The 19,498-nt window shown below is 59.3% G+C and carries 13 protein-coding genes; 1 reads left to right on the top strand and 12 read right to left on the bottom strand.

The features are described from left to right. Positions 1 to 259 precede the first annotated feature (259 nt). Complete coding sequence (locus tag ACIOU6_RS16955; RefSeq protein WP_401138078.1) at positions 260 to 616, top strand: BON domain-containing protein; 357 nt, start codon at positions 260 to 262, stop codon at positions 614 to 616. Positions 617 to 794: 178 nt separating this feature from the next. Here the strand turns inward: ACIOU6_RS16955 and ACIOU6_RS16950 are convergent, their stop codons facing one another. The 12 genes from ACIOU6_RS16950 to ACIOU6_RS16895 all read right to left on the bottom strand — a co-directional run bounded on the left by ACIOU6_RS16950 (position 795) and on the right by ACIOU6_RS16895 (position 19,360). After that, positions 795 to 1,091 carry a DUF2845 domain-containing protein gene (locus ACIOU6_RS16950; protein ID WP_221733566.1) on the bottom strand — a complete coding sequence of 99 codons (297 nt, stop codon included), beginning with the start codon at positions 1,089 to 1,091 and terminating at the stop codon, positions 795 to 797. Further along, positions 1,091 to 4,042 carry a DUF748 domain-containing protein gene (locus ACIOU6_RS16945; RefSeq protein WP_401138074.1) on the bottom strand — a complete coding sequence of 984 codons (2,952 nt, stop codon included), beginning with the start codon at positions 4,040 to 4,042 and terminating at the stop codon, positions 1,091 to 1,093. The genes ACIOU6_RS16950 and ACIOU6_RS16945 overlap by 1 nt, the downstream gene beginning before the upstream one ends. 94 nt (positions 4,043 to 4,136) lie before the next feature. After that, the gene (locus tag ACIOU6_RS16940; protein WP_401138071.1) at positions 4,137 to 5,153 is read right to left on the bottom strand and encodes a class I SAM-dependent rRNA methyltransferase; all 1,017 of its coding nucleotides are present in this window, start codon (positions 5,151 to 5,153) and stop codon (positions 4,137 to 4,139) included. A gap of 95 nt (positions 5,154 to 5,248) precedes the next feature. Continuing rightward, complete coding sequence (locus ACIOU6_RS16935) at positions 5,249 to 6,118, bottom strand: oxygenase MpaB family protein (RefSeq protein WP_401138068.1); 870 nt, start codon at positions 6,116 to 6,118, stop codon at positions 5,249 to 5,251. Between the two features lie 51 nt (positions 6,119 to 6,169). After that, positions 6,170 to 8,107 carry an acetate--CoA ligase gene (gene acs, locus ACIOU6_RS16930; protein ID WP_401138065.1) on the bottom strand — a complete coding sequence of 646 codons (1,938 nt, stop codon included), beginning with the start codon at positions 8,105 to 8,107 and terminating at the stop codon, positions 6,170 to 6,172. Between the two features lie 151 nt (positions 8,108 to 8,258). Beyond that, positions 8,259 to 9,923 (bottom strand): glucose-6-phosphate isomerase, encoded by a 1,665-nt coding sequence (gene pgi, locus ACIOU6_RS16925; protein WP_401138062.1) that lies wholly within the window; start codon positions 9,921 to 9,923, stop codon positions 8,259 to 8,261. A 344-nt stretch (positions 9,924 to 10,267) separates the two neighbouring features. Next, positions 10,268 to 11,128 (bottom strand): pantoate--beta-alanine ligase, encoded by an 861-nt coding sequence (panC, locus tag ACIOU6_RS16920; RefSeq protein ID WP_221733572.1) that lies wholly within the window; start codon positions 11,126 to 11,128, stop codon positions 10,268 to 10,270. Next, positions 11,125 to 11,925, bottom strand: a complete 801-nt coding sequence (panB, locus tag ACIOU6_RS16915) for a 3-methyl-2-oxobutanoate hydroxymethyltransferase (protein ID WP_221733573.1) — start codon at positions 11,923 to 11,925, stop codon at positions 11,125 to 11,127. The genes panC and panB overlap by 4 nt, the downstream gene beginning before the upstream one ends. Before the next feature lie 399 nt (positions 11,926 to 12,324). Further along, complete coding sequence (gene folK, locus ACIOU6_RS16910) at positions 12,325 to 12,810, bottom strand: 2-amino-4-hydroxy-6-hydroxymethyldihydropteridine diphosphokinase (protein WP_401138058.1); 486 nt, start codon at positions 12,808 to 12,810, stop codon at positions 12,325 to 12,327. Positions 12,811 to 12,812: 2 nt separating this feature from the next. After that, on the bottom strand, positions 12,813 to 14,213 hold the full coding sequence (locus ACIOU6_RS16905; RefSeq protein ID WP_401138055.1) for a polynucleotide adenylyltransferase PcnB: 1,401 nt from the start codon (positions 14,211 to 14,213) through the stop codon (positions 12,813 to 12,815). A 733-nt stretch (positions 14,214 to 14,946) separates the two neighbouring features. Then, on the bottom strand, positions 14,947 to 16,383 hold the full coding sequence (locus tag ACIOU6_RS16900; RefSeq protein WP_221733576.1) for a sigma-54 dependent transcriptional regulator: 1,437 nt from the start codon (positions 16,381 to 16,383) through the stop codon (positions 14,947 to 14,949). Positions 16,384 to 16,405: 22 nt separating this feature from the next. After that, on the bottom strand, positions 16,406 to 19,360 hold the full coding sequence (locus ACIOU6_RS16895; RefSeq protein ID WP_221733577.1) for a sensor histidine kinase: 2,955 nt from the start codon (positions 19,358 to 19,360) through the stop codon (positions 16,406 to 16,408). Positions 19,361 to 19,498: the final 138 nt, after the last annotated feature.

Raw genomic sequence — 19,498 nt, 5'->3', positions numbered from 1 at the left:
GCATTTTTCATGGCGCGGCGCTTTATAAAAGCCTCAATAATTTCAGCATCTTAGGAACTTTTCCAAAAGCCGCAACTTGCATGTGCATATTGCGCAAGTCATGCAATTTGCATGAATCCGAAAATTTGACTTATTTATAAGTTGTTGATTTATATAGTTTTTATTGCGTCATGAAAGTTGGCACAGCGTTCGCAATATCTTCAGTAACCCTGCTGACAAGACATCCAGCAGACTTTCCAGAAAAACAGGAGTTACTCGTATGAAGAAGTTCGCTATCACTGCCGCTGCTGCTACCGCGCTGACCCTGACCATGTCTTTCGGTGCATTCGCACAATCCACCCAGGCTACTCAGGCACCCATGACGCTGGCTGCCGGTGAAATGACCAAGGCTAAAGAAGCTACTTCCGACACTTGGATCACTACCAAAGTGAAAAGCGATTTGGTGACCGAAAAAGGTATCCCAGGCACCGACATCAAAGTTGAAACCAACAAAGGCGTCGTTTCCCTGTCCTCCACTGTTGCTGTGACCGATGCTCAAAAAGAAATGGCTGTGAGCATCACCAAGAAAATCAAAGGCGTTAAAGCGGTGTCCGCTGCTGGCCTGAAAGCCGAGTAAGGCAAAGGCTTCTCGCCTGGACCGGGAGAAGGCGCGACAGACGGGCCGAGCCATACGTCTGTCGCCACTTTAGAGTTCATGCGACTGGTCACATGGATGTGACCATTACAGGCCCCGACACTTGTGTCGGGGCCTGTTCTATTTCAGGGTGCCACAAAAAAACTGCGGGGGCTGTGGATTAATTCCCGCGGTTGCTGTTGATCTGGCGCAGGCGGTTGCCCTCAAAGTGCAGGTATTGGTACATGCCGTTGTTCGGGCCGTAAGTCCATTCCTCGATCTGAAACTCTTCTCGGCCATCGGCGCTGCGCTTGTAGCCCAACAGGTCACGACTGACCGGCTCACCGCACTTCTGAAGCACTTCGCTTGCGCGGTCACCGACGCTGACCAGTTGGCTGCCGCAGCGCAGCGTATCGGACGCCCAAGTGTTTCCGGCAATGAGTGTCAGGGCCATCGCGGCCAGCCATTGTCGCTTCATCACTCAGCATCCAGGTGCATTTGCGTGACCACTCGACCGTCGCTTTCAGCCTCGCCAAGGTTGGCGTCGATGAAGTACACGCGGTCGTCCGCCAACTGGCCCTTGTCCACCAGATAATCCTTGATGCTGCTGGCGCGATCCTGGCCCAACTGGCGCAGCAGCACATCGCTGCCGCTCCAGAAGTTGATCACGCCCTCGCGCATTTTCGCGGTGCGCTCTTCCTTGCCCAGATCCTTCCATTGAGCCGGTGGCTGGGTTTTCAGACGGGTGCGGTAGATGCCTTCAAGCAGCGGACCTTTCTCGCCATCGGGGACGTTGATCAAGGACGCCTGAGCCGGGACTTTGTCGCCGCGACGCTGGAGCATCTTGTAGTAGTTGTACTGGTATTCACGCTCCAGACGCTGTTCGGCCAGCAATGGGCCATCGCTGCTTTTCGCGGCAGTGCCTTCGATTTCCAAGCGCAGGGCCGGGCGCTCTTTGAGTGCCTGGGACAGCTTGACCAGCGCGGCTTCGGCGTCCTTGTTCAGCTCGCTGGAACCGGGGGCAAAGGACACGGTGCCGAGGTCTTGCGAACCACCACCGCTGACCAGCCCGCCAATCAGTTTGAACGGCGCAGCGGCGGCTTTGACGACCAGGTTGCGCAGGGTCTGCCAGACAATCGGCATCACGCTGAACTGCGGGTTGTTCAAGTCGCCCGTTACCGGCAATTCAATGGAGATCTTGCCGTCGACGTCCTTGAGCAAGGCAATCGCCAGTTTCAGCGGCAGGCTCACGGCGTCCGGACTGTCGACTTTCTCGCCTAGCTGCAACTGTTCGACCACCACTTTGTTCTCGGCTTTCAACTGGCCTTTGGTGATCATGTAATGCAGGTCGAGATTGAGGCGGCCCTTGCGGATGCGGTAACCGGCGAACTTGCCGGAGTAGGGCGTCAGCGTGGTCAGTTCGACCCGTTTGAAACTGGTGGCGATGTCGAGGCTGGCCATCGGGTCGAATGGGTTGACCGCGCCCTTGATGGTCACTGGCGCATAGCGGTCGACCTTGCCCTTGATGTCGACGCTGGCTGGTTTCGCCTCACGACTGTCGATGGTGCCGATCTGGCCGTTGAGTTGCTGGACGGCGGTGGCGAAGTTCGGGGTCAGGCTGAAGTCGGCGAAGTTGGCCGAGCCGTCATTGATGGCGATGCCGCCGATGTGAATACCCAGCGGTTTGTCTTTGCTGGCAGGTTTGGCTGCTGCGGTTTTGGCGCCACTGTCGGCAGGCTGCGGGATCAGCAAGTCATCGATGTTGGTGGTGCGGTCATCGTTGATCATGAACCGCACATACGGTTGGAGCAGATTGACCTTGTCGATCGACAAGCTGTCGCCGTGCTGATAGTTCAGGCCCTCGACCACTACTTGCTGCCACTTGAGGAAATCGCGGGTTTTCAGGGTGTCCAGGGTGTGCAGTTGATCGATCTGGGCGCGCCCCGTGACGCTGAGTGCCAAAGGCTCGGTGCTCTTGAGGTTGACCTTCAAGTCACTGCCGAGCATGCCGCTACGCAGTTCCAGGCGAATGAACGGGTTGATGTAGGACTGCGCGACACGCAGGTCGATGTCCCGGGTTTTCACGTTGAGCTGGGCAGTAACCGGGGCGAGGTTGACCACGCCGTCGGCCATGACCTTGCCTTGCTTGCCCAGTCCGGTGTCGAGTTTGACCTTGAAGGGTGAGCCGTTGAGGCTGTCGAAATCCTGCAGATCCGCGTTCAGAGGGCCGACATCCAGCGCCACGGGCGGATTGGCCGAGCGGTCAGCCAGGTGCACTTGATAGTTGCGCAATTGCACGTCTTTGAGCAGCACTTGCCACGGCTTGCTCGGTGCGGTGGACTCGGGTTTCGGCGAGTCGGCGGCGGCCGGGGTAGCCTTGGGTTCGGCGGCGGCTTGGGCGGCAGGTTTCGACGGTTGACTGGCAAACAGTTTCTGCCAGTCCAGTTGGCCGTCGGCTTCAAGGGCTGCCCAGGTTTCGAGTTTCTGGCTGCGGATCTTGCCGACCACGACCTGCTGTTTGGCCAGATCGACCGTGGTTTCGCTGACATCGAGGCGTTCGAGTTTCGCCAGCGGGCGTCCGTCCGGCGCTTTGATCGCGAATGGCGCAATGCTCACCGCGACATTGTTGAGCAGCAATTCGGTTTCTTTCGACAGATTGAGTTTGTAGTCGGTACTGAGGCTGACCACGCCGTTTTCCAGTACCAACGGCACCGCGTCTCGCACATAGGGCCAGAAGGATTTCATCTGGCCATCGGTGACTTTCAATGTGCCTTCGGAGGTGAATGGAATCAGGCTGAGGTTGCCTTTCCAGTCGATTTGCCCACCGGCCGGGCCGGCGGCCACCAGCGTCATGTCGGCGTTGTCTTCGGGCAGGGTGCTGAGGTTTTTCAGTTCGAAGTCGAGTTTGTCGTAGAGAAATTCGATGGGCTCGCTGGGCCGCGTGTCTTCAAAGTGGACATAGCCGTCGGCCAGCTTGATCCGTTCTATGCGCAACGGAAACGGCTTGGCATCTGGATCTGCCGGGGTCGGTTCGCTGGCGGGAATGTTGAATAACCCAAGCAGATTGAGCTTGCCGTCCTTGGCGAATAGGATTTCGGTCTTGGGCTTGTCGAGTTCGATGTCGGACAGGTGCAGCGCTTTTGTCCACAGGCTGTCGAGTTGCAGGTTGGCATACAGGCGCTCGAAGCCGACTTGTTCCTTGCCCGGTTCGCCGATGCCCAACCCCCACAGGGTGACCTCAAGGCTGAACGGATTGAGTTCGATGCGCTGAATATGCGCAGGCACCGTCGCGTAGTTGGCCAGTTGCTGATTGGCCACGCGCAGGGCGATGCCCGGCAAAATCAGAAACCCCAGCAGGCTGTAGAGGGCCAGGGCGGTCAACAAGGCGCCAATCGCGCGAATCAATCCTTTGTGCATGTGCGGCTTCATCTGTCTGAATCGGAGTGCCTTGGAGTATGGCACGCGATTCTGGTTCCGAAGTGCTCACACCTTGCAGCAAGTGTCTGAAAGTTGTGAGTGAGGCTCAGAGCTGCAGGATCAGGGTTTTCAATGGTGGCTGTTGATCCTGAGACGGAAAGTCCCGGCCCGGGGTCATCACGCTCCATTCGCGCACCGGGCGTCCGGCCTTTTCGGCGCAGCGCAAAACCTGTTCGCGCCAGTCGTCCATGCTGACTTTTGCCAGGTTGTTGCAGCAGATCAGCACGCCGTTGTCGGCGGTAGTCAGCAGGGCCGGTTTGAGCAGGCTTTGGTAGTCGCGCAGCAGGTCGACGGTGCCGAACGCGCTCTTGGCCCAGGCCGGTGGATCGAGCAGCACCAGATCGTATTGGCGCTGTTCGAGGCGCTGATAGCTGGGCAGTTTCTGCCCTCGGCGCTGACTGATTGGCAGGCCAGCGAGTTGACGGATCGCCGGGAAGTAATCGGACTGGATGAATTGCATCGTCGGCAATGTCGGGTTGAGCAGGCCGTTTTCGCGACCGACCGCCAGATTGCCTTCGGCGAAGTCCAGATTGCATACCTCACTCGCGCTACCGGCAGCGGCACTGAGGCCAACGCCACAGGTGTAGGCAAACAGGTTGAGTACGGATTTGCCTTTGGCGTGATCCTTGACCCAGCCGCGGGTGTTGCGCAGGTCGAGGAACAGCAGCGGATCCTGCCCGGCGTGACGTCCGCGAACGCGATAGTTCAGGCCCCATTCATGACCGACCAGATCGATCAGCGCGGCGTCATCGGCGCGGTAGACGTGATCTTCGCGGTCGATACGCGAGTTGCCACGGGAGCGGTCGTTGTAGACCAGCAGCGTCTCAAGGCCGAGGGTTTGATTGACCATGGCGTGCAGTTGCAGCAGATCGTCACGCTCCAGCGTCTGGTGGAAGCTTTGCACCAGCAATTGTGGGCCGTAGCGGTCGATGGTCAGGCCGCCGGCGCCTTCCTGGCTGCCGTGGAACAGGCGATAGCAATCGGTGCCCTGGCTGTGCAACTCAGCGAGCAAGTCCTGGCGTTGATCGAGGGCGGCGCGCAGCGCCTGATTCAAGGAAGACATGCGGGCGCCTTGCTGGAGGGGATTGGGGCGCGGGAGTTTAGCAGTTACTGGGGGGAAGCTACGAGCTACGAGCTTGCAGCTTACTGCTCTGAGCGTCAGCTCAGCCCCATCCGCCGCTTGGCCCGTTGTACCGAACCATTGCGCATCGCCCAGCGCAGCATCGGCGCGCTGTGCTTGACGCTGGCGCGGATCAGTTGCCGTTGCAGCGGGTTCTGCCGGACATTGAGCATGTTGCTGGCCCAGTCCGGCAGCAGGTCGATACCTGCCTTCATCATCAGATCGCCAAACGGGCGGGCCAGAGCGCTCGGCGCTGGCGCTTCAAGCAGCAGGCGCAGGACTTCACGGCTGCGTTCATCACACAACAACTGCGGGCGCATGCGTTGCAGGTAGTGGGCCACAGCTGCTCGCGATTTCGGTACATCCCGGGCGCCAAGGCGTTTAGCAATCACCGCGATTTCGGCGTAATAACGATCCTGATCCGCCAGCGACAATTGCGGATTGCTGTAACGCACATGCGCGGCAAGGAAGTTGCTGACTTCTGCCACATGCACCCACGTCAGCAGATCGGGATCGCTGGCCGCGTAAGGCCGGCCATCTGGCGCGGTACCGACCACTTGCAGGTGAATGGTGCGCACTTTCTCGATCAACCAGTCGGCGTCCCGGCGCGAACCGAAGGTCGTGCCGGAAACGAATTGACTGGTGCGGCGCAACCTTCCGAGCATGTCTTCACGAAAGTTCGAGTGATCCCACACTCCGGCCAGTGCCAGCGGATGCAGTGCTTGCAGCAACAACGCGCTGATGCCACCGATCAGCATGCTGCTGAAGTCGCCGTGCACCTGCCAACTGATTGAGTCGGGACCGAACAGGCCGGGATCGCCCTTGGGGTTTTCCAGATCGAGCTGACCGAGAGACAGACCGGTCAGGCTCATGAGTTGGTTTTCGATACGGCGGCGGATGAATTCCATGACCACTCATTAGTGAAGGGTGGGCGCGCTCGGTTGACCGCGCCCGGAATGTTACTGGTTGAGGCGCTTGTCGATCAGGCCTTGCACTACGCTCGGGTCGGCCAGGGTCGAGGTGTCACCGAGGCTGTCGAGTTCGTTGCAAGCGATCTTGCGCAGGATTCGTCGCATGATCTTGCCTGAGCGGGTTTTCGGCAAGGCCGGCGCCCACTGGATCAGGTCCGGTTTGGCGAAGCTGCCGATTTCCTTGCTGACGTGGGCCAGCAGTTCTTTCTTCAGGTCATCAGTCGGCTCGGTGCCGTTCATTGGCGTGACGAAGGCGTAGATACCCTGACCTTTGACGTCGTGGGGATACCCGACCACCGCGGCTTCGGCGATGCTGTCGTGCAACACCAGCGCACTTTCCACTTCGGCGGTGCCGATGCGGTGGCCGGAAACGTTGATCACATCGTCGATACGCCCGGTGATCCAGTAATCGCCGTCCTCGTCGCGACGGGCGCCGTCGCCGGTGAAGTAGTAGCCGGGGTAGGGTTTGAAATAGGTGTCGACCATTCGTTGCGGGTCGCCGTAGACGCTGCGGATCTGCGCCGGCCAGCTCGATTTGATGGCAAGCACGCCACTGCCGGCGCCTTTGATTTCCTTGCCGTGCTCATTGAGCAGCACCGGTTGTACGCCGAACATGGGTTGCGAGGCGCAGCCGGGTTTGATCCGTTGTGCGCTGACCAACGGGCTGAGCATGATGCCGCCGGTTTCGGTCTGCCACCAGGTATCAACGATGGGGCAGCGCTGTTCGCCGACCACATTGAAATACCATTCCCACGCTTCCGGGTTGATTGGCTCACCGACGCTGCCGAGTAATCTGAGGCTCTGGCGAGAAGTGTCCTTCAACGGTTCGGCACCCTCGCGCATCAACGCACGCAGGGCGGTGGGGGCGGTGTAGAAGATGTTGACTTTGTGCTTATCGATCACCTGCCAGAAGCGCGAACTGTTCGGATAGCTCGGCACGCCTTCGAACATCAACGTCGTTGCGCCGTTGGCCAGTGGGCCGTAGACGATGTAGCTGTGACCGGTCACCCAGCCGACGTCGGCGGTACACCAGAACACTTCGCCGTCGCGGTAATCGAGCACGTACTTGAAGGTCATCGCCGCTTGCAGCAGGTAGCCGCCGGTGGTGTGCAGCACGCCTTTGGGTTTGCCGGTGCTGCCGGAGGTGTAGAGGATGAACAGCGGATCCTCGGCGTCCATCGCCTGCGGCGGACAATCGTCGCTGACCTCGCGCACGGCCTGGTGATACCAGAGATCGCGGCCTTCGACCCAATCGACTTTGCCCTGAGTGCGTTCGACCACGACGACGGTGCTGACGTCGGGGCAACTTTGCAGGGCTTTGTCGACGTTGTTTTTCAGGGGGACGAACTTGCCGCCGCGCACGCCTTCATCGGCGGTGATCACCGTGCGGCAATCAGCATCGAGGATGCGGTCACGCAATGAATCCGGGGAGAAACCACCGAACACCACCGAATGAATCGCACCGATCCGCGCGCAGGCGAGCATGGCGTAGGCGGCTTCGGGGATCATCGGCATGTAAATGCAGACCCGGTCGCCTTTCTTCACTCCACGGCTTTTCAACACGTTGGCCAGTCGGCAGACATGGTGATGGAGCTTTTTGTAGGTGATTTGCGCCGATTCGGCGGGGTCATCGCCTTCCCAGAGCAGGGCGGTCTGATCGCCGCGTTGTTCGAGATGGCGGTCGATGCAGTTGTAACTGACGTTCAGTTGGCCGCCGGTAAACCAGGAGGCTTCGCCTGTTTTCAGGTCATAACGCTGAACGGTCTGCCACGGCGTGCTCCAGTCGAGGAACCGCGTGGCCTGTTCGGCCCAGAAGGCGCTGGGGTGTTCAATGGATTCGCGGTACAGGCGTCGGTAGTCGTCCTGACTCAACTGAGCAGCCCGGCGGACGGCATCGGCTTTGGGGAACGTGCTGATATCGAACATGACGGTTCCTTATTCTTGTTGTGCGAAGAATAAAGATGCGCCGAGCGGTCAACAGGTTCAAGCCAGATTCGGAATCTGATTTTGAATGCACCGGAAACAACTGTGGGAGGGGGCTTGCCCCCTCCCACAGGGTTACAGCGGTGCGTTCAAATCAACCGCGGTGACGACCGCGGAAGTAGTTGATCAGGCCTTGGGTGGATGGATCGTCAGCGGTGGTTTCATCGCTGCCGACCAGACGGTTGTAAACGCCTTTGCCCAGTTCCTTGCCCAACTCCACACCCCACTGGTCGAAGGCGTTGATGCCCCAGACCACGCTTTGCACGAACACTTTGTGTTCATACATCGCCACCAGAGCGCCGAGGCGACGAGGGCTGATGCGTTCAACCACAAGCGTGTTGCTTGGACGGTTACCCGGGATCACCTTGTGCGGTGCGAGTTTGTGCACCTCTTGCTCGCTCATGCCTTTGTCGCGCAGTTCAGCTTCGGCTTCCGGCAAGGTTTTGCCGAGCATCAGCGCCTGACTCTGCGACAGGCAGTTGGCGTACAGCCACTGATGGTGGTCGGCGACCGGGTTGAAGCTGACGATCGGCACGATGAAGTCGGCCGGGATCAGTTGGGTGCCTTGGTGCAGCAACTGGTGGTAAGCGTGCTGACCGTTGCAGCCGACGCCACCCCATATCACCGGGCCCGTGTCAGTCGACACCGGGGTGCCGTCCTGACGAACGCTCTTGCCGTTGGATTCCATGTCCAATTGCTGCAAGTGCTTGGTGATGTTACGCAGGTAGTGATCGTACGGCAGGATCGCGTGGCTTTGCGCGCCCCAGAAGTTGCCGTACCACACGCCGAGCAGGGCCAGCAATACCGGCATGTTCTGTTCGAACGGTGCGGTCTGGAAGTGCTGGTCCATGGTGTAGGCACCGGACAGCAGTTCCTTGAAGTTGGACATGCCGATGGCCAGGGCGATCGGCAAACCGATGGCCGACCACAGCGAGTAACGGCCGCCGACCCAGTCCCACATCGGGAAGATATTTTCTTCACGGATACCGAACGCCACGGCTGCCGCATTGTTGCTCGATACGGCAATGAAGTGACGATACAGCTCGGCTTCCGAACCACCCTGAGCCAGGTACCAGGCGCGTGCGGCCTGAGCGTTCTTGAGGGTTTCGAGGGTGTTGAACGATTTCGACGAAACGATGAACAGCGTGGTTTCGGCGCGCAGCTTTTGCGTCAGTTCGTGGAACTCACTGCCGTCGATGTTCGCCAGATAGTGGCAACGCACGCCTTTCTGCGCGTACGACAGCAAGGCTTCGGAGACCAGCTCAGGGCCGAGGAACGAGCCACCGATGCCGATGTTCACCACGTCGGTGATTGGCTTCTCGGTGTAACCGCGCCACAGACCGTCGTGGATGCGGCCGACCAGATCGGTGATCTGGTTCAGTACCTTGTGAACTTCGGGCATCACGTTGACGCCATTGACCGACAACTTGTCGCCCACCGGGCGGCGCAGGGCAGTGTGCAACGCCGGGCGGCCTTCGGATGAGTTCACCATTTCGCCGTCGAACAGCGCTTTGATCGCGCCCTTCAGATCGACTTCATTGGCCAGATTCACCAACAGATTGCGGGTCTGGGCGTTGATCAAATTCTTTGAATAGTCGAGAAACAGTCCGCAGCTGCTGAGGGTGAACTGATTGAAGCGCTGCGGATCGGCGTTGAAGGCTTCGCGCATGCTGAAATCCTGCATGGCTTGGCGGTGATCTTTCAACGCTTGCCAGGCAGGCAGAGCGGTAACGTCGTGAGGAGTGCGGTAGTACGCCATCGCTGCGGTTTTCCTTTTTACTTGAACGGCCTTTTGAACACTGATCAGGCCATCACGCCTTGGTGGGCGCAGGCCAACTGCGTCAACACGGTTTTTGGACACAGGGCGAATACAGTAAACCTCGCGCTGCGTTCTGTCTTGACTTTGTCTGACCCATTCCCTGTACTTTTTTAACATTGATACCGGGAATGAGGCGACAAACGGAGAGTAGTGAGGCCGAATTGGGCACACACGACTGTGGGAGCGAGCTTGCTCGCGAAGGCGTCATGCCAGTCGACATCTTGGTCATCTGACAGATTGCATTCGCGAGCAGGCTCGCTCCCACAGGTTGTATTGCAGTGTTTTCAGGTCGGGCTATCGAGATTCAGGTGCAGGTTGTCGATCAACCGCGTGGTGCCAAGGAACGCCGCCACCAGAATCACCAGATCGCGGTCTTCAGCCGACGCTGGGCGTAAGGTCAGCGCATGGCGAATGTCCAGGTAATCCGGGCGCAGGCCAGCGGCTTCCAATTGTTGCAATTGAGCAGTGATCAACGCCGGGAAGTCGCGATTACCTTGTTTGATCGACTCGGCAATCGTGCTCAGGATGCGATAGACCACTGGCGCTACGGCACGTTGTTCTTCGCTGAGGAAACCGTTGCGCGAGGACAGCGCCAAGCCATCGGCGGCGCGAACCGTCGGCTCGCCGATGATCTGGATCGGCATGTTCAAGTCATGCACCAGTGCGCGTATTACCGCCAGTTGCTGGTAATCCTTCTGGCCAAAAATCGCCAGATCCGGCTGGACCATGTTGAACAACTTGCTGACCACCGTGGCCACGCCTTCGAAGTGCCCCGGACGGCTGGCGCCGCACAGGCCTTCGGAAAGTTGCGGCACGCTGACCCGGGTCTGCCCGGCCATGCCGTCGGGGTACATTTCTTCGACGGTCGGAGCGAAGAGCAGATCGCAACCGGCTTCCAGCAGTTGTTCCTGATCCGCAGCGAGGGTGCGCGGGTACTTGTCGAGGTCTTCGCCGGCGCCGAACTGCAGCGGGTTGACGAAAATACTCGCGACCACGAAATCCACCCGTTGCGTGGCTTTGGTGATCAGTGCGACGTGGCCGCTGTGCAGGTTGCCCATGGTCGGCACGAAGCCGATGCGCTTGCCTTCACTGCGGGCGCGGGCTACGGCGGCGCGCAGTTCGCGTACGGTTTTTACGGTGTTCATGCAGAGAATCCGTGTTCGATACCAGGGAACGTGGTGGCTTTGACTTCGCTGACGTACGCCTTCAAGGCCGACTGGATGCTGTCCTGACCGTTCATGAAGTTCTTGACGAATTTCGGCACGCGGCCGGTGATCGACAGGCCGAGCATGTCGTGCAGCACCAGAACCTGGCCGTCGGTGGCGTTACCGGCGCCGATACCAATGACTGGAATCTTCACGGCCTGGCTGATTTCTGCAGCCAGTTCACTCGGCACGCATTCAAGCAGCAGCATCGCCGCACCCGCCTGTTCCAGCGAGATCGCGTCGGCACGCATCTGCCGCGCCTGGTTCTCGTTACGGCCCTGCACTTTATAGCCACCGAGAATGTTCACGGCTTGCGGGGTCAGGCCCATGTGGGCGCAGACCGGCACACCACGTTCGGCCAGCAGGCGGATCGACTCCGCCAGCCACAGCGCACCTTCAACCTTGACCATGTGCGCACCGGCCTGCATCAGCAGGGCGCTGTTGGTCATGGTTTGTTCGAGAGTCGCGTTGGCCATGAAGGGCAAGTCGGCCAGGATCAGGGCATCGGTGTTGCCGCGTTTGACGCAGGCGGTGTGGTAGGCCATTTCCGCAGTGGTCACTGGCAATGTGCTGTCGTGACCTTGCAGGACCATACCGAGGGAGTCGCCCACCAGCAGCACTTCGACACCGGCCTCGTTGCAGGCGTGGGCGAAGGTCGCGTCATAGCAGGTCAGCATGGTGATCTTTTCACCTTTTTGCTTGAGGCTCTGGAGCGTGGTCAGGGTGATGGCTGGCATGTAAAAAATCCTCGTTCAGGCGCTATGGAAACTACTGCGAGTAACGCGCGTGATTCTTCATTTACTCAGGCGCACGGTCTTTTGTCGTGCTTATAAGGCCTGGATGGCGCCCGTATGTGCCGGGTTGGCGGCAGCGGGACGCCTATAGTCGTGATGAGCCAACAGGAAGTCAATTGCGTGTGTTACCGCGTTGTTACGAGGGGAGTGTTACCGGCGTTACTGATCCGATTCAGCGGCGTGGTGGGGCTGACTCGAGGCTTTATTGTCCGACAAAACCCGAATGAGGAATCGGCAATGTGCGAGTCGGCTTGCTCGCGAAGGCGTCGTGTTCTTCAGCATTTGAGTCAACTGATACAGCGCTTTCGCGAGCAAGCCCGCTCCCACAAGGGGGAATTGATTTTAAGTTTTGGAGAGGCGTTCCAGGCCGACGAACGGGCACGCGGCCAGCAGGTCGGAGAGAGTGCGGCCATCGGCCAACCGCAGATCTTGCGGGGCCAGTTCTGCGAGTGGATACAGGACGAACGCTCTTTCCTGAATCTGGTAATGCGGGACTTTCAGCCGTGGTTCGTCGATCAACCGATCACCGAACAGCAGAATATCCAGATCCAGCGTACGCGGACCCCAACGTTCCAGGCGTTCGCGGCCTTGATCGTTTTCAATCGCTTGCAGCGAATCGAGCAGATCCAGCGGCGCAAGATCGCTGTCGAGCGCCGCCACGGCGTTGGTGTAGCGCGGTTGGCCCGGCAGCAATGAGTCGCTTTGATAGAAGGCGGAAACACCGGCGACCATGGTGTGCGGCAATTGCCCCAGCGCCCCGACGGCGCTGCGCAATTGTTCGGCCGGGTCAGCGAGGTTGCTGCCCATGCCGATGTAGATCCGTTCCATGTTTATTCGCCTGTTGTGCTCGGTGTACCGGCACGTTTGCGCTTGGAACCGCCGCTGCGACGACGTTTGCGCGGCGCGCCGCTGGCGTCATCACCTTTGCCACTGAGATCGCGGATCATGTCACGACGCTCGCTGTCGTTGGCGTCCTGATAGTCCGTCCACCATTCGCCCAGGCCATCCGTCTGCTCGCCCGCGCTTTCACGCAGCAGCAGGAAGTCGTAACCGGCGCGGAAACGTGCATTGTCCAGCAACAGATCGGCACGTTTGCCGCTGCGACGTGGCAGGCGTTCCTGCATGTCCCAGATCTCGCGGATCGGCATGGTGAAGCGTTTCGGAATCGCGATGCGCTGGCACTGCTCGGCGATCAACTCGTGCGCCGCTTCCTGCATCGCCGGGATCGGCGGCATGCCACGCTCTTGCAGACGCAGCACACGGGCCGGCAGGGCAGGCCAGAGCATTGCGGCAAACAGGAACGCCGGGGTCACCGGTTTGTTCTGCTTGATGCGCAAGTCGGTGTTGGTCAGCGCTTCGCTGATCAGCGTGTGGGTGTAATCCGGGTTGTGATCCAGTGCGTCGGCGCTGGCCGGGAACAGCGGGGCGAACAGTTGCAGATCGACCAGCATTTCGAAGGTGATCGCGCCGTGGCCGGAGAGGAACAGCTTGAGCACTTCTTCAAACAAGCGTGCCGAAGGGATCTCGCGCAACATCGGCGCGAGTTCGCGGATTGGCTGAACCGTGTGTTTCTCGATGCCGAAATTGAGCTTGGCCGCGAAACGCACGGCCCGCAGCATGCGCACCGGGTCTTCCTGGTAACGCTGCTTTGGATCGCCGATCAGGCGGATCAGGTGATTGCGGATGTCGTGCACGCCGTTGGCGTAGTCGAGGATGCGCTCGCTGACCGGATCGTAATACAGGGCGTTGATGGTGAAGTCGCGGCGTTGCGCGTCTTCTTCCAGGGTGCCGTAGACGTTGTCGCGCAGAATCCGCCCGCTTTCGTTACGCGAAGACTGATTGCTGTCTTCGTCGTCTTCGTTTATCGGGTGGTTGGCGCGGAAGGTCGCGACTTCGATGATTTCGCGACCGAAATGAATATGCACCAGTTTGAAGCGACGACCGATGATCCGCGCATTGCGGAATTCGGCGCGCACTTGCTCGGGCGTGGCGCTGGTGGCGACGTCGAAATCCTTGGGCGTAATGCCCAAAAGCATGTCACGCACGCAGCCACCGACCAGATAGGCCTGGTAACCGGCGCCCTGCAAGCGTTCGACGATATTGACCGCATAGCGGCTGAATTGCGTTTTCTGCAGCGAATGTTGGCCGCTGTTAAGCACTTCAGGGGTGCTGCGGATGTGTTGCGTACGACGCACGGGAGTTCGGAATGACTGGAACAACTTCTTCAGCATGGGATGCACTGTTTGAAGGAATGTTCGGCCATACCAAAGAATGACCGCATGATGGGCGCAGATTCTAGCATTTAGTCGGGGGATGGTGTAGGACACGGCAGATTTGAGCTGTAAGCCGCAAGCTGCAAGGGTCGAGGAGGGCAAAACAGCAGGATTTCCCGGATGGGAGAAACTACAAGGGGAGCCGAAGCTCCCCAAGAAGTAGTTGCGTGCTCTTTTTATTATTGATTCGGGCTTCTTGTTTTTGTTGAGTGCCCTCGTCACGAAGCTTTTGCTTCGTGACCCTCCCAATCGGGAGCCAAGAGCAAACGGATTGCTTTGGTCGCTGAATTGCAGTGATCTCTCGATCCAACCAGTACAGGCTCTGTCTTAGGACAGTTTTTGTTGTTCTCGGCCTGGTCGTGGGGCAAGCCCCAAATACAACGCCTCTCCAAAAGAATCAGTTAGCTGCGCCTCTCGCCGTCTTGTTTTTATTGTGCGTGAGTCGATTCGTCTTATTTTTATTGTCTTGTGCATTGCTTGTTATTGTTCTTGTACCAAACATATAGCAGGTGCCGTGCCAACTTTTGCGAAGCCCAACAAAACAAGGGGTTAGGTCGATCTGAGCCTTTTGTCAGGGCGAAAAAAAGCCGGGGTTTCGTTACCGATAACCCCGGCTTCTGTTACGTGGAAAGACTGAGGTAACAGTTTTTTCACATCTTCAAGCGTTACCCGCACACTCGACAGGTAACGTTCAGCTCTCGCTGGCGACCCCGGTCTTGCGCCGTGGAATGCCCAGGCGCTGACGCCGCTCCCACAGGCATTTACGGCTGACGCCCAGTTTGCGCGCCAGTTCGGTCTCGGTCATGTGGTCCTGATGCTCGAGGACGAAATGCTGGAAGTAGTCTTCCAGCGACAAGTCTTCGGTGGGTTCGTGGCTGCTGTTGCTGGCGTTACCTGAGGTTTGCGGCGGGAGACCAATGAATTCGTCGTCGTCCAGGTCGCTCAGCTCGATGTCGATACCCAGCAGTTCAGCAGAGATTTCCGGGCTCTCGCTGAGGATCACCGCGCGCTCGACCGCGTTTTCAAGTTCACGGACGTTACCCGGCCAGGAATAGTGACGGATGGCCTGCTCGGCATCCGCAGCAAATTTCAGGTCGGTACGGTTGATCCGCGCACTCTGGCGAGCGAGGAAAGCATTGGCGATCTCGTTGACGTCGGCACCGCGCTCGCGCAGGGCTGGCAGTTTCAACGCGATCACATGCAGACGGTAATAAAGGTCTTCCCGGAACTGGCCGACTTTCGCCAGGCTCTTGAGGTCTCGGTGAGTCGCCGCGATCAGACGGACATCGACCTTCTGCGATTGCACCGAGCCCACACGGCGAATTTCACCTTCCTGCAACACGCGCAGCAGGCGGGCCTGGGCTTCCAGCGGCAGCTCGCCGATTTCATCGAGGAACAGCGTACCGCCGTCCGCCGCTTCCACCAGACCGGCACGCCCGGCGCTGGCGCCAGTGAACGCGCCTTTCTCGTGGCCGAACAGTTCGGATTCGATCAGGCTTTCCGGGATGGCGGCGCAGTTCACCGAGATCATCGGTGCCTTGGCGCGTTTCGACAGGTTGTGCAGGGCGCGGGCCACCAGTTCTTTACCGGTGCCGGACTCGCCCTGAATCAGCACATTGGAATCGGTCGGCGCGACTTTACGGATCTTGCTGTACAGATCCTGCATCGGTGGGCAGGAGCCGATGATGCCGATTTCGCCGTTGCTGTTGTCGGTGGCGGTTTTCCCGCTGCCATTGGCAGGTTTGCTGGCAACGGCTTCGCCCGCTGCCGGCGCCGATTGGCGATCACGCAGGATCCGCGCAACGGCCTGAAGCATTTCATCGTGGTCGAAAGGCTTGGCGATGTAATCCACCGCGCCCATCTTCATCGAGTCGACCGCCGAGCGCAGGCTGGCGTAACTGGTCATGATCAGCACCGGCGTGCCCTGGCCGAGCTTGATCAGCTCGGTACCTGGAGCGCCCGGCAGGCGCAGATCGCTCACGATCAGATCGAACGTAGGAATGGTGAAGCGTTCTTGTGCTTCCTGCACTGAACCGGCTTCGCTGACCTGGTACTGGTTACGTTCCAGCAGGCGGCGCAAGGCGGAGCGGATAATGGTTTCGTCTTCGACGATCAAAATGTGCGGCATTGATTCGATACTCTCGACGGTCTCAGTTCACAGCGGACGTCGCTTCGACATGACGCGGTAAGGTCACCCGGATACGGGTGCCGCGCTGGCTTTGTACATCAGCCGGGCTGTCGATGGTGATTTGTCCATAATGCTCTTCAACGATGGAATAGACCAGTGCAAGGCCCAGACCGGTACCTTCACCAGGATCCTTGGTGGTGAAAAAAGGTTCGAACAATCTGTCCATGATGTTCTTCGGAATACCACTGCCTTCGTCCTCAACGATCAGGTCGACCGTATGTTCGCCGGCTTCGCTCTTGACCCGCACGGCACTGCCGGCAGGCGAGGCGTCACGAGCGTTGGAGAGCAGATTGATCAGCACTTGGGCAAGGCGTTGTGGGTCACCTTCGACCCAGTGATCCGGGTCGCACAGGTTGTAGAACTGCACTTCGAAATTGCGCCGGTTCAGCGCCAATAGCCCGATGGCATCCTGGGCCACTTCGGCCAGACAAACGGGCTCGTCGTTATGCTGATGACCACCGGCATGGGCAAAACTCATCAGCGACTGAACGATGCGTGACACGCGCTTGGTCTGTTCGAGAATCTGTCCGCTGATCTCAGTCAGCTCGTCGTCCTCTTCGCGTTCTTCGCGCAGGTTCTGCGCCAGGCAAGCGATGCCGGTGATCGGGTTGCCGATTTCGTGGGCGACACCTGCGGCGAGGCGACCGATGCTGGCCAGACGCTCGGAGTGGACCAATTTGTCTTCAAGCATCTGGGTTTCGGTCAGATCTTCTACCAGCAACACCAAACCGCTGTTACCCGGTGCCAACGGCTCATCGATTGCCGCTTTGTGCAGGTTCAGCCAGCGAGTCTGTCCGTCGAGTGCCAGATGCTGTTTGTGCAAGTGTTCGTCCGGCAAGTTGATAAAACCCTGGAGCAATTCTTTCCATGGATTGCCAATGGTGCTCAAGCGCGAGCCGACCACGCGCTGCGCGGCGATCCCGGTCAGCTCTTCCATAGCCTTGTTCCACATCAGGATCTCTTGGTCCTTGGCCAGCGAGCAGACGCCCATTGGCAGTTCCTGAAGGGTCTGGCGGTGGTAGCGGCGCAGTGCGTCGAGTTCGGCAGCCAGGCCCGTGAGGCGCGAGTGGTAATCCTCAAGGCGGCTTTCGATGAAGTGGATGTCTTCGGTGACGTAATTTTCGCCGCCGGCCTTGTACGGCAGGAAGGTTTCGACCATGTCCTGCGCCACACTCGGACCCATCAGCCCGGAGAGGTTGGCTTCAATACGGTCGCGTAATCGGCGCAAGGCGTAAGGCCGACGCTCATCGAAGGGTAGGTAAAGGTCGCGCAAGGCCTGTTCGACTTCTTTCTGCGCCGCTTTGGCGCCGAGCGGTTTGGCCAGTTGTGTGGCGAATTCCTGCGGCGATGCGGCGTGCAGCTCGCGGCGTTGCGGACGGCGTACGTTATCCACCGCGCAGGCTTCCGCGGCGCTGGCCTCTTCGGGGCTGGCATTGGTGAACAGCGAAATCAAGGTGAACATCAGCACGTTAGCGGCCAGCGACGCGATGGCCGCCATGTGCCAACTGGTGTCGTCCAGCACGTAAATCATGTTCAGCAGCGGAATGTAGAAACCCTGCAGATTGCCGACCAGCGGCAAGAGCATGGTGATGACCCAGACCAGAATCCCGGCCAGCAGCCCGGCGATAAAGCCGCGCCGGTTGGCGGTCGGCCAGTACAGCACCGACAACACGCCCGGTAGGAATTGCAGGGTGGCCACAAACGCGACGATGCCGAGGTTGGCCAGATCCTGCCCGGCGCCGAGCATCAGATAGAAGCCGAAACCGGCCATGATGATCGCGACGATCAGTGCGCGGCGGGTCCATTTCAGCCAGCGGTAGATATTGCCTTCGGCGGGCGGCTGATAGAGCGGCAGCACTAAATGGTTCAACGCCATGCCTGACAACGCCAGGGTGGTGACGATGATCAGTCCGCTGGCGGCCGACAGGCCGCCGACATAAGCAAGCAAGGCCAAGGGTTTGCTGTTGGCGGCAATGCCGATGCCGAGGGTGAAGTATTCCGGGTCGGTGGTGGCACCGAGCTTGAGGCCGGCCCACAGGATCAGCGGCACCGCCAGGCTCATCAACAGCAGGAACAGTGGCAAGCCCCAGCTGGCGCTGACAAGTGAGCGCGGATTGAGGTTCTCGGTAAAGGTCATGTGATACATGTGCGGCATCACGATGGCCGACGCGAAGAACACCAGCAGCAGCGTACGCCACGGGCCTTCTTGCAGCGGCGTGTGCAAAGCGGCGAGGGCGGTCTGGTTTTGCAGCAGCCACAGTTCAAGCTGTTGCGGGCCGTCGAACACGCCGTACAGCGCATACAGGCCAACGCCGCCGAGAGCGATCAGTTTGATCACCGACTCGAAGGCAATCGCGAACACCAGGCCTTCGTGCTTCTCGCGGGTGGCGATGTGGCGTGAACCAAAGAAAATCGTGAACAAAATGATCAGCGCACAGAACGCCAGCGCCACACGGCTCTGAATCGGCTCGCCAGTGAGAATGCCGATGGAGTCGGCTACTGCCTGAATCTGTAACGCCAGCAACGGCAGCACACCGATCAACATGAAAATCGTAGTCAACGCGCCTGCCCAGGTGCTGCGGAAGCGGAAGGCAAACAGATCCGCCAGCGACGACAGTTGATAGGTGCGAGTTATTTTCAGGATCGGATACAGCAACACCGGCGCCAGCAAAAACGCGCCAGACACCCCGAGATAGCTGGAAAGAAAGCCGTAGCCGTACTGATAGGCCAGGCCCACCGTGCCGTAGAACGCCCACGCACTGGCGTAAACCCCCAGTGACAGGGTGTAAGTCAACGGATGGCGAATGATCGCCCGCGGGATCATGCCCCGTTCGCTGATCCAGGCAACACCGAACAGCACCGCCAGGTACGCGGCGCTGATCAGGATCATCTGGGTCAGGCTAAAGCTCATCGGCATCTTTTTGGCTCTGCAGGATGAAGGTCACGACAATCAGGATCAGCCAGAGCAGATAGGGGCGATACCAGGCGCCCGTAGCGTCGATCCCGCTGTCCCTGAGGGGGGGAGACCACTGTTAGGTCCCCCGGCGCCTTAGCT

It is taken from the genome of Pseudomonas sp. NPDC087615, from assembly GCF_044743445.1.
GTDB lineage: Bacteria > Pseudomonadota > Gammaproteobacteria > Pseudomonadales > Pseudomonadaceae > Aquipseudomonas > Aquipseudomonas baetica_A.
Note: the sequence above shows the minus strand (reverse complement) of the source record. Positions and strands in the feature narration are given on the sequence as shown.

Coding starts and splice junctions, on each gene's coding strand:
- ACIOU6_RS16955 (WP_401138078.1), top strand. CDS start 260: ATGAAGAAGTTCGCTATCACTGCCGCTGCTGCTACCGCGCTGACCCTG.
- pgi (WP_401138062.1), bottom strand. CDS start 9,923: ATGGCGTACTACCGCACTCCTCACGACGTTACCGCTCTGCCTGCCTGG.
- ACIOU6_RS16950 (WP_221733566.1), bottom strand. CDS start 1,091: ATGAAGCGACAATGGCTGGCCGCGATGGCCCTGACACTCATTGCCGGA.
- panC (WP_221733572.1), bottom strand. CDS start 11,128: ATGAACACCGTAAAAACCGTACGCGAACTGCGCGCCGCCGTAGCCCGC.
- folK (WP_401138058.1), bottom strand. CDS start 12,810: ATGGAACGGATCTACATCGGCATGGGCAGCAACCTCGCTGACCCGGCC.
- ACIOU6_RS16945 (WP_401138074.1), bottom strand. CDS start 4,042: ATGAAGCCGCACATGCACAAAGGATTGATTCGCGCGATTGGCGCCTTG.
- acs (WP_401138065.1), bottom strand. CDS start 8,107: ATGTTCGATATCAGCACGTTCCCCAAAGCCGATGCCGTCCGCCGGGCT.
- ACIOU6_RS16940 (WP_401138071.1), bottom strand. CDS start 5,153: ATGTCTTCCTTGAATCAGGCGCTGCGCGCCGCCCTCGATCAACGCCAG.
- ACIOU6_RS16895 (WP_221733577.1), bottom strand. CDS start 19,360: ATGCCGATGAGCTTTAGCCTGACCCAGATGATCCTGATCAGCGCCGCG.
- ACIOU6_RS16900 (WP_221733576.1), bottom strand. CDS start 16,383: ATGCCGCACATTTTGATCGTCGAAGACGAAACCATTATCCGCTCCGCC.
- ACIOU6_RS16935 (WP_401138068.1), bottom strand. CDS start 6,118: ATGGAATTCATCCGCCGCCGTATCGAAAACCAACTCATGAGCCTGACC.
- ACIOU6_RS16905 (WP_401138055.1), bottom strand. CDS start 14,213: ATGCTGAAGAAGTTGTTCCAGTCATTCCGAACTCCCGTGCGTCGTACG.
- panB (WP_221733573.1), bottom strand. CDS start 11,925: ATGCCAGCCATCACCCTGACCACGCTCCAGAGCCTCAAGCAAAAAGGT.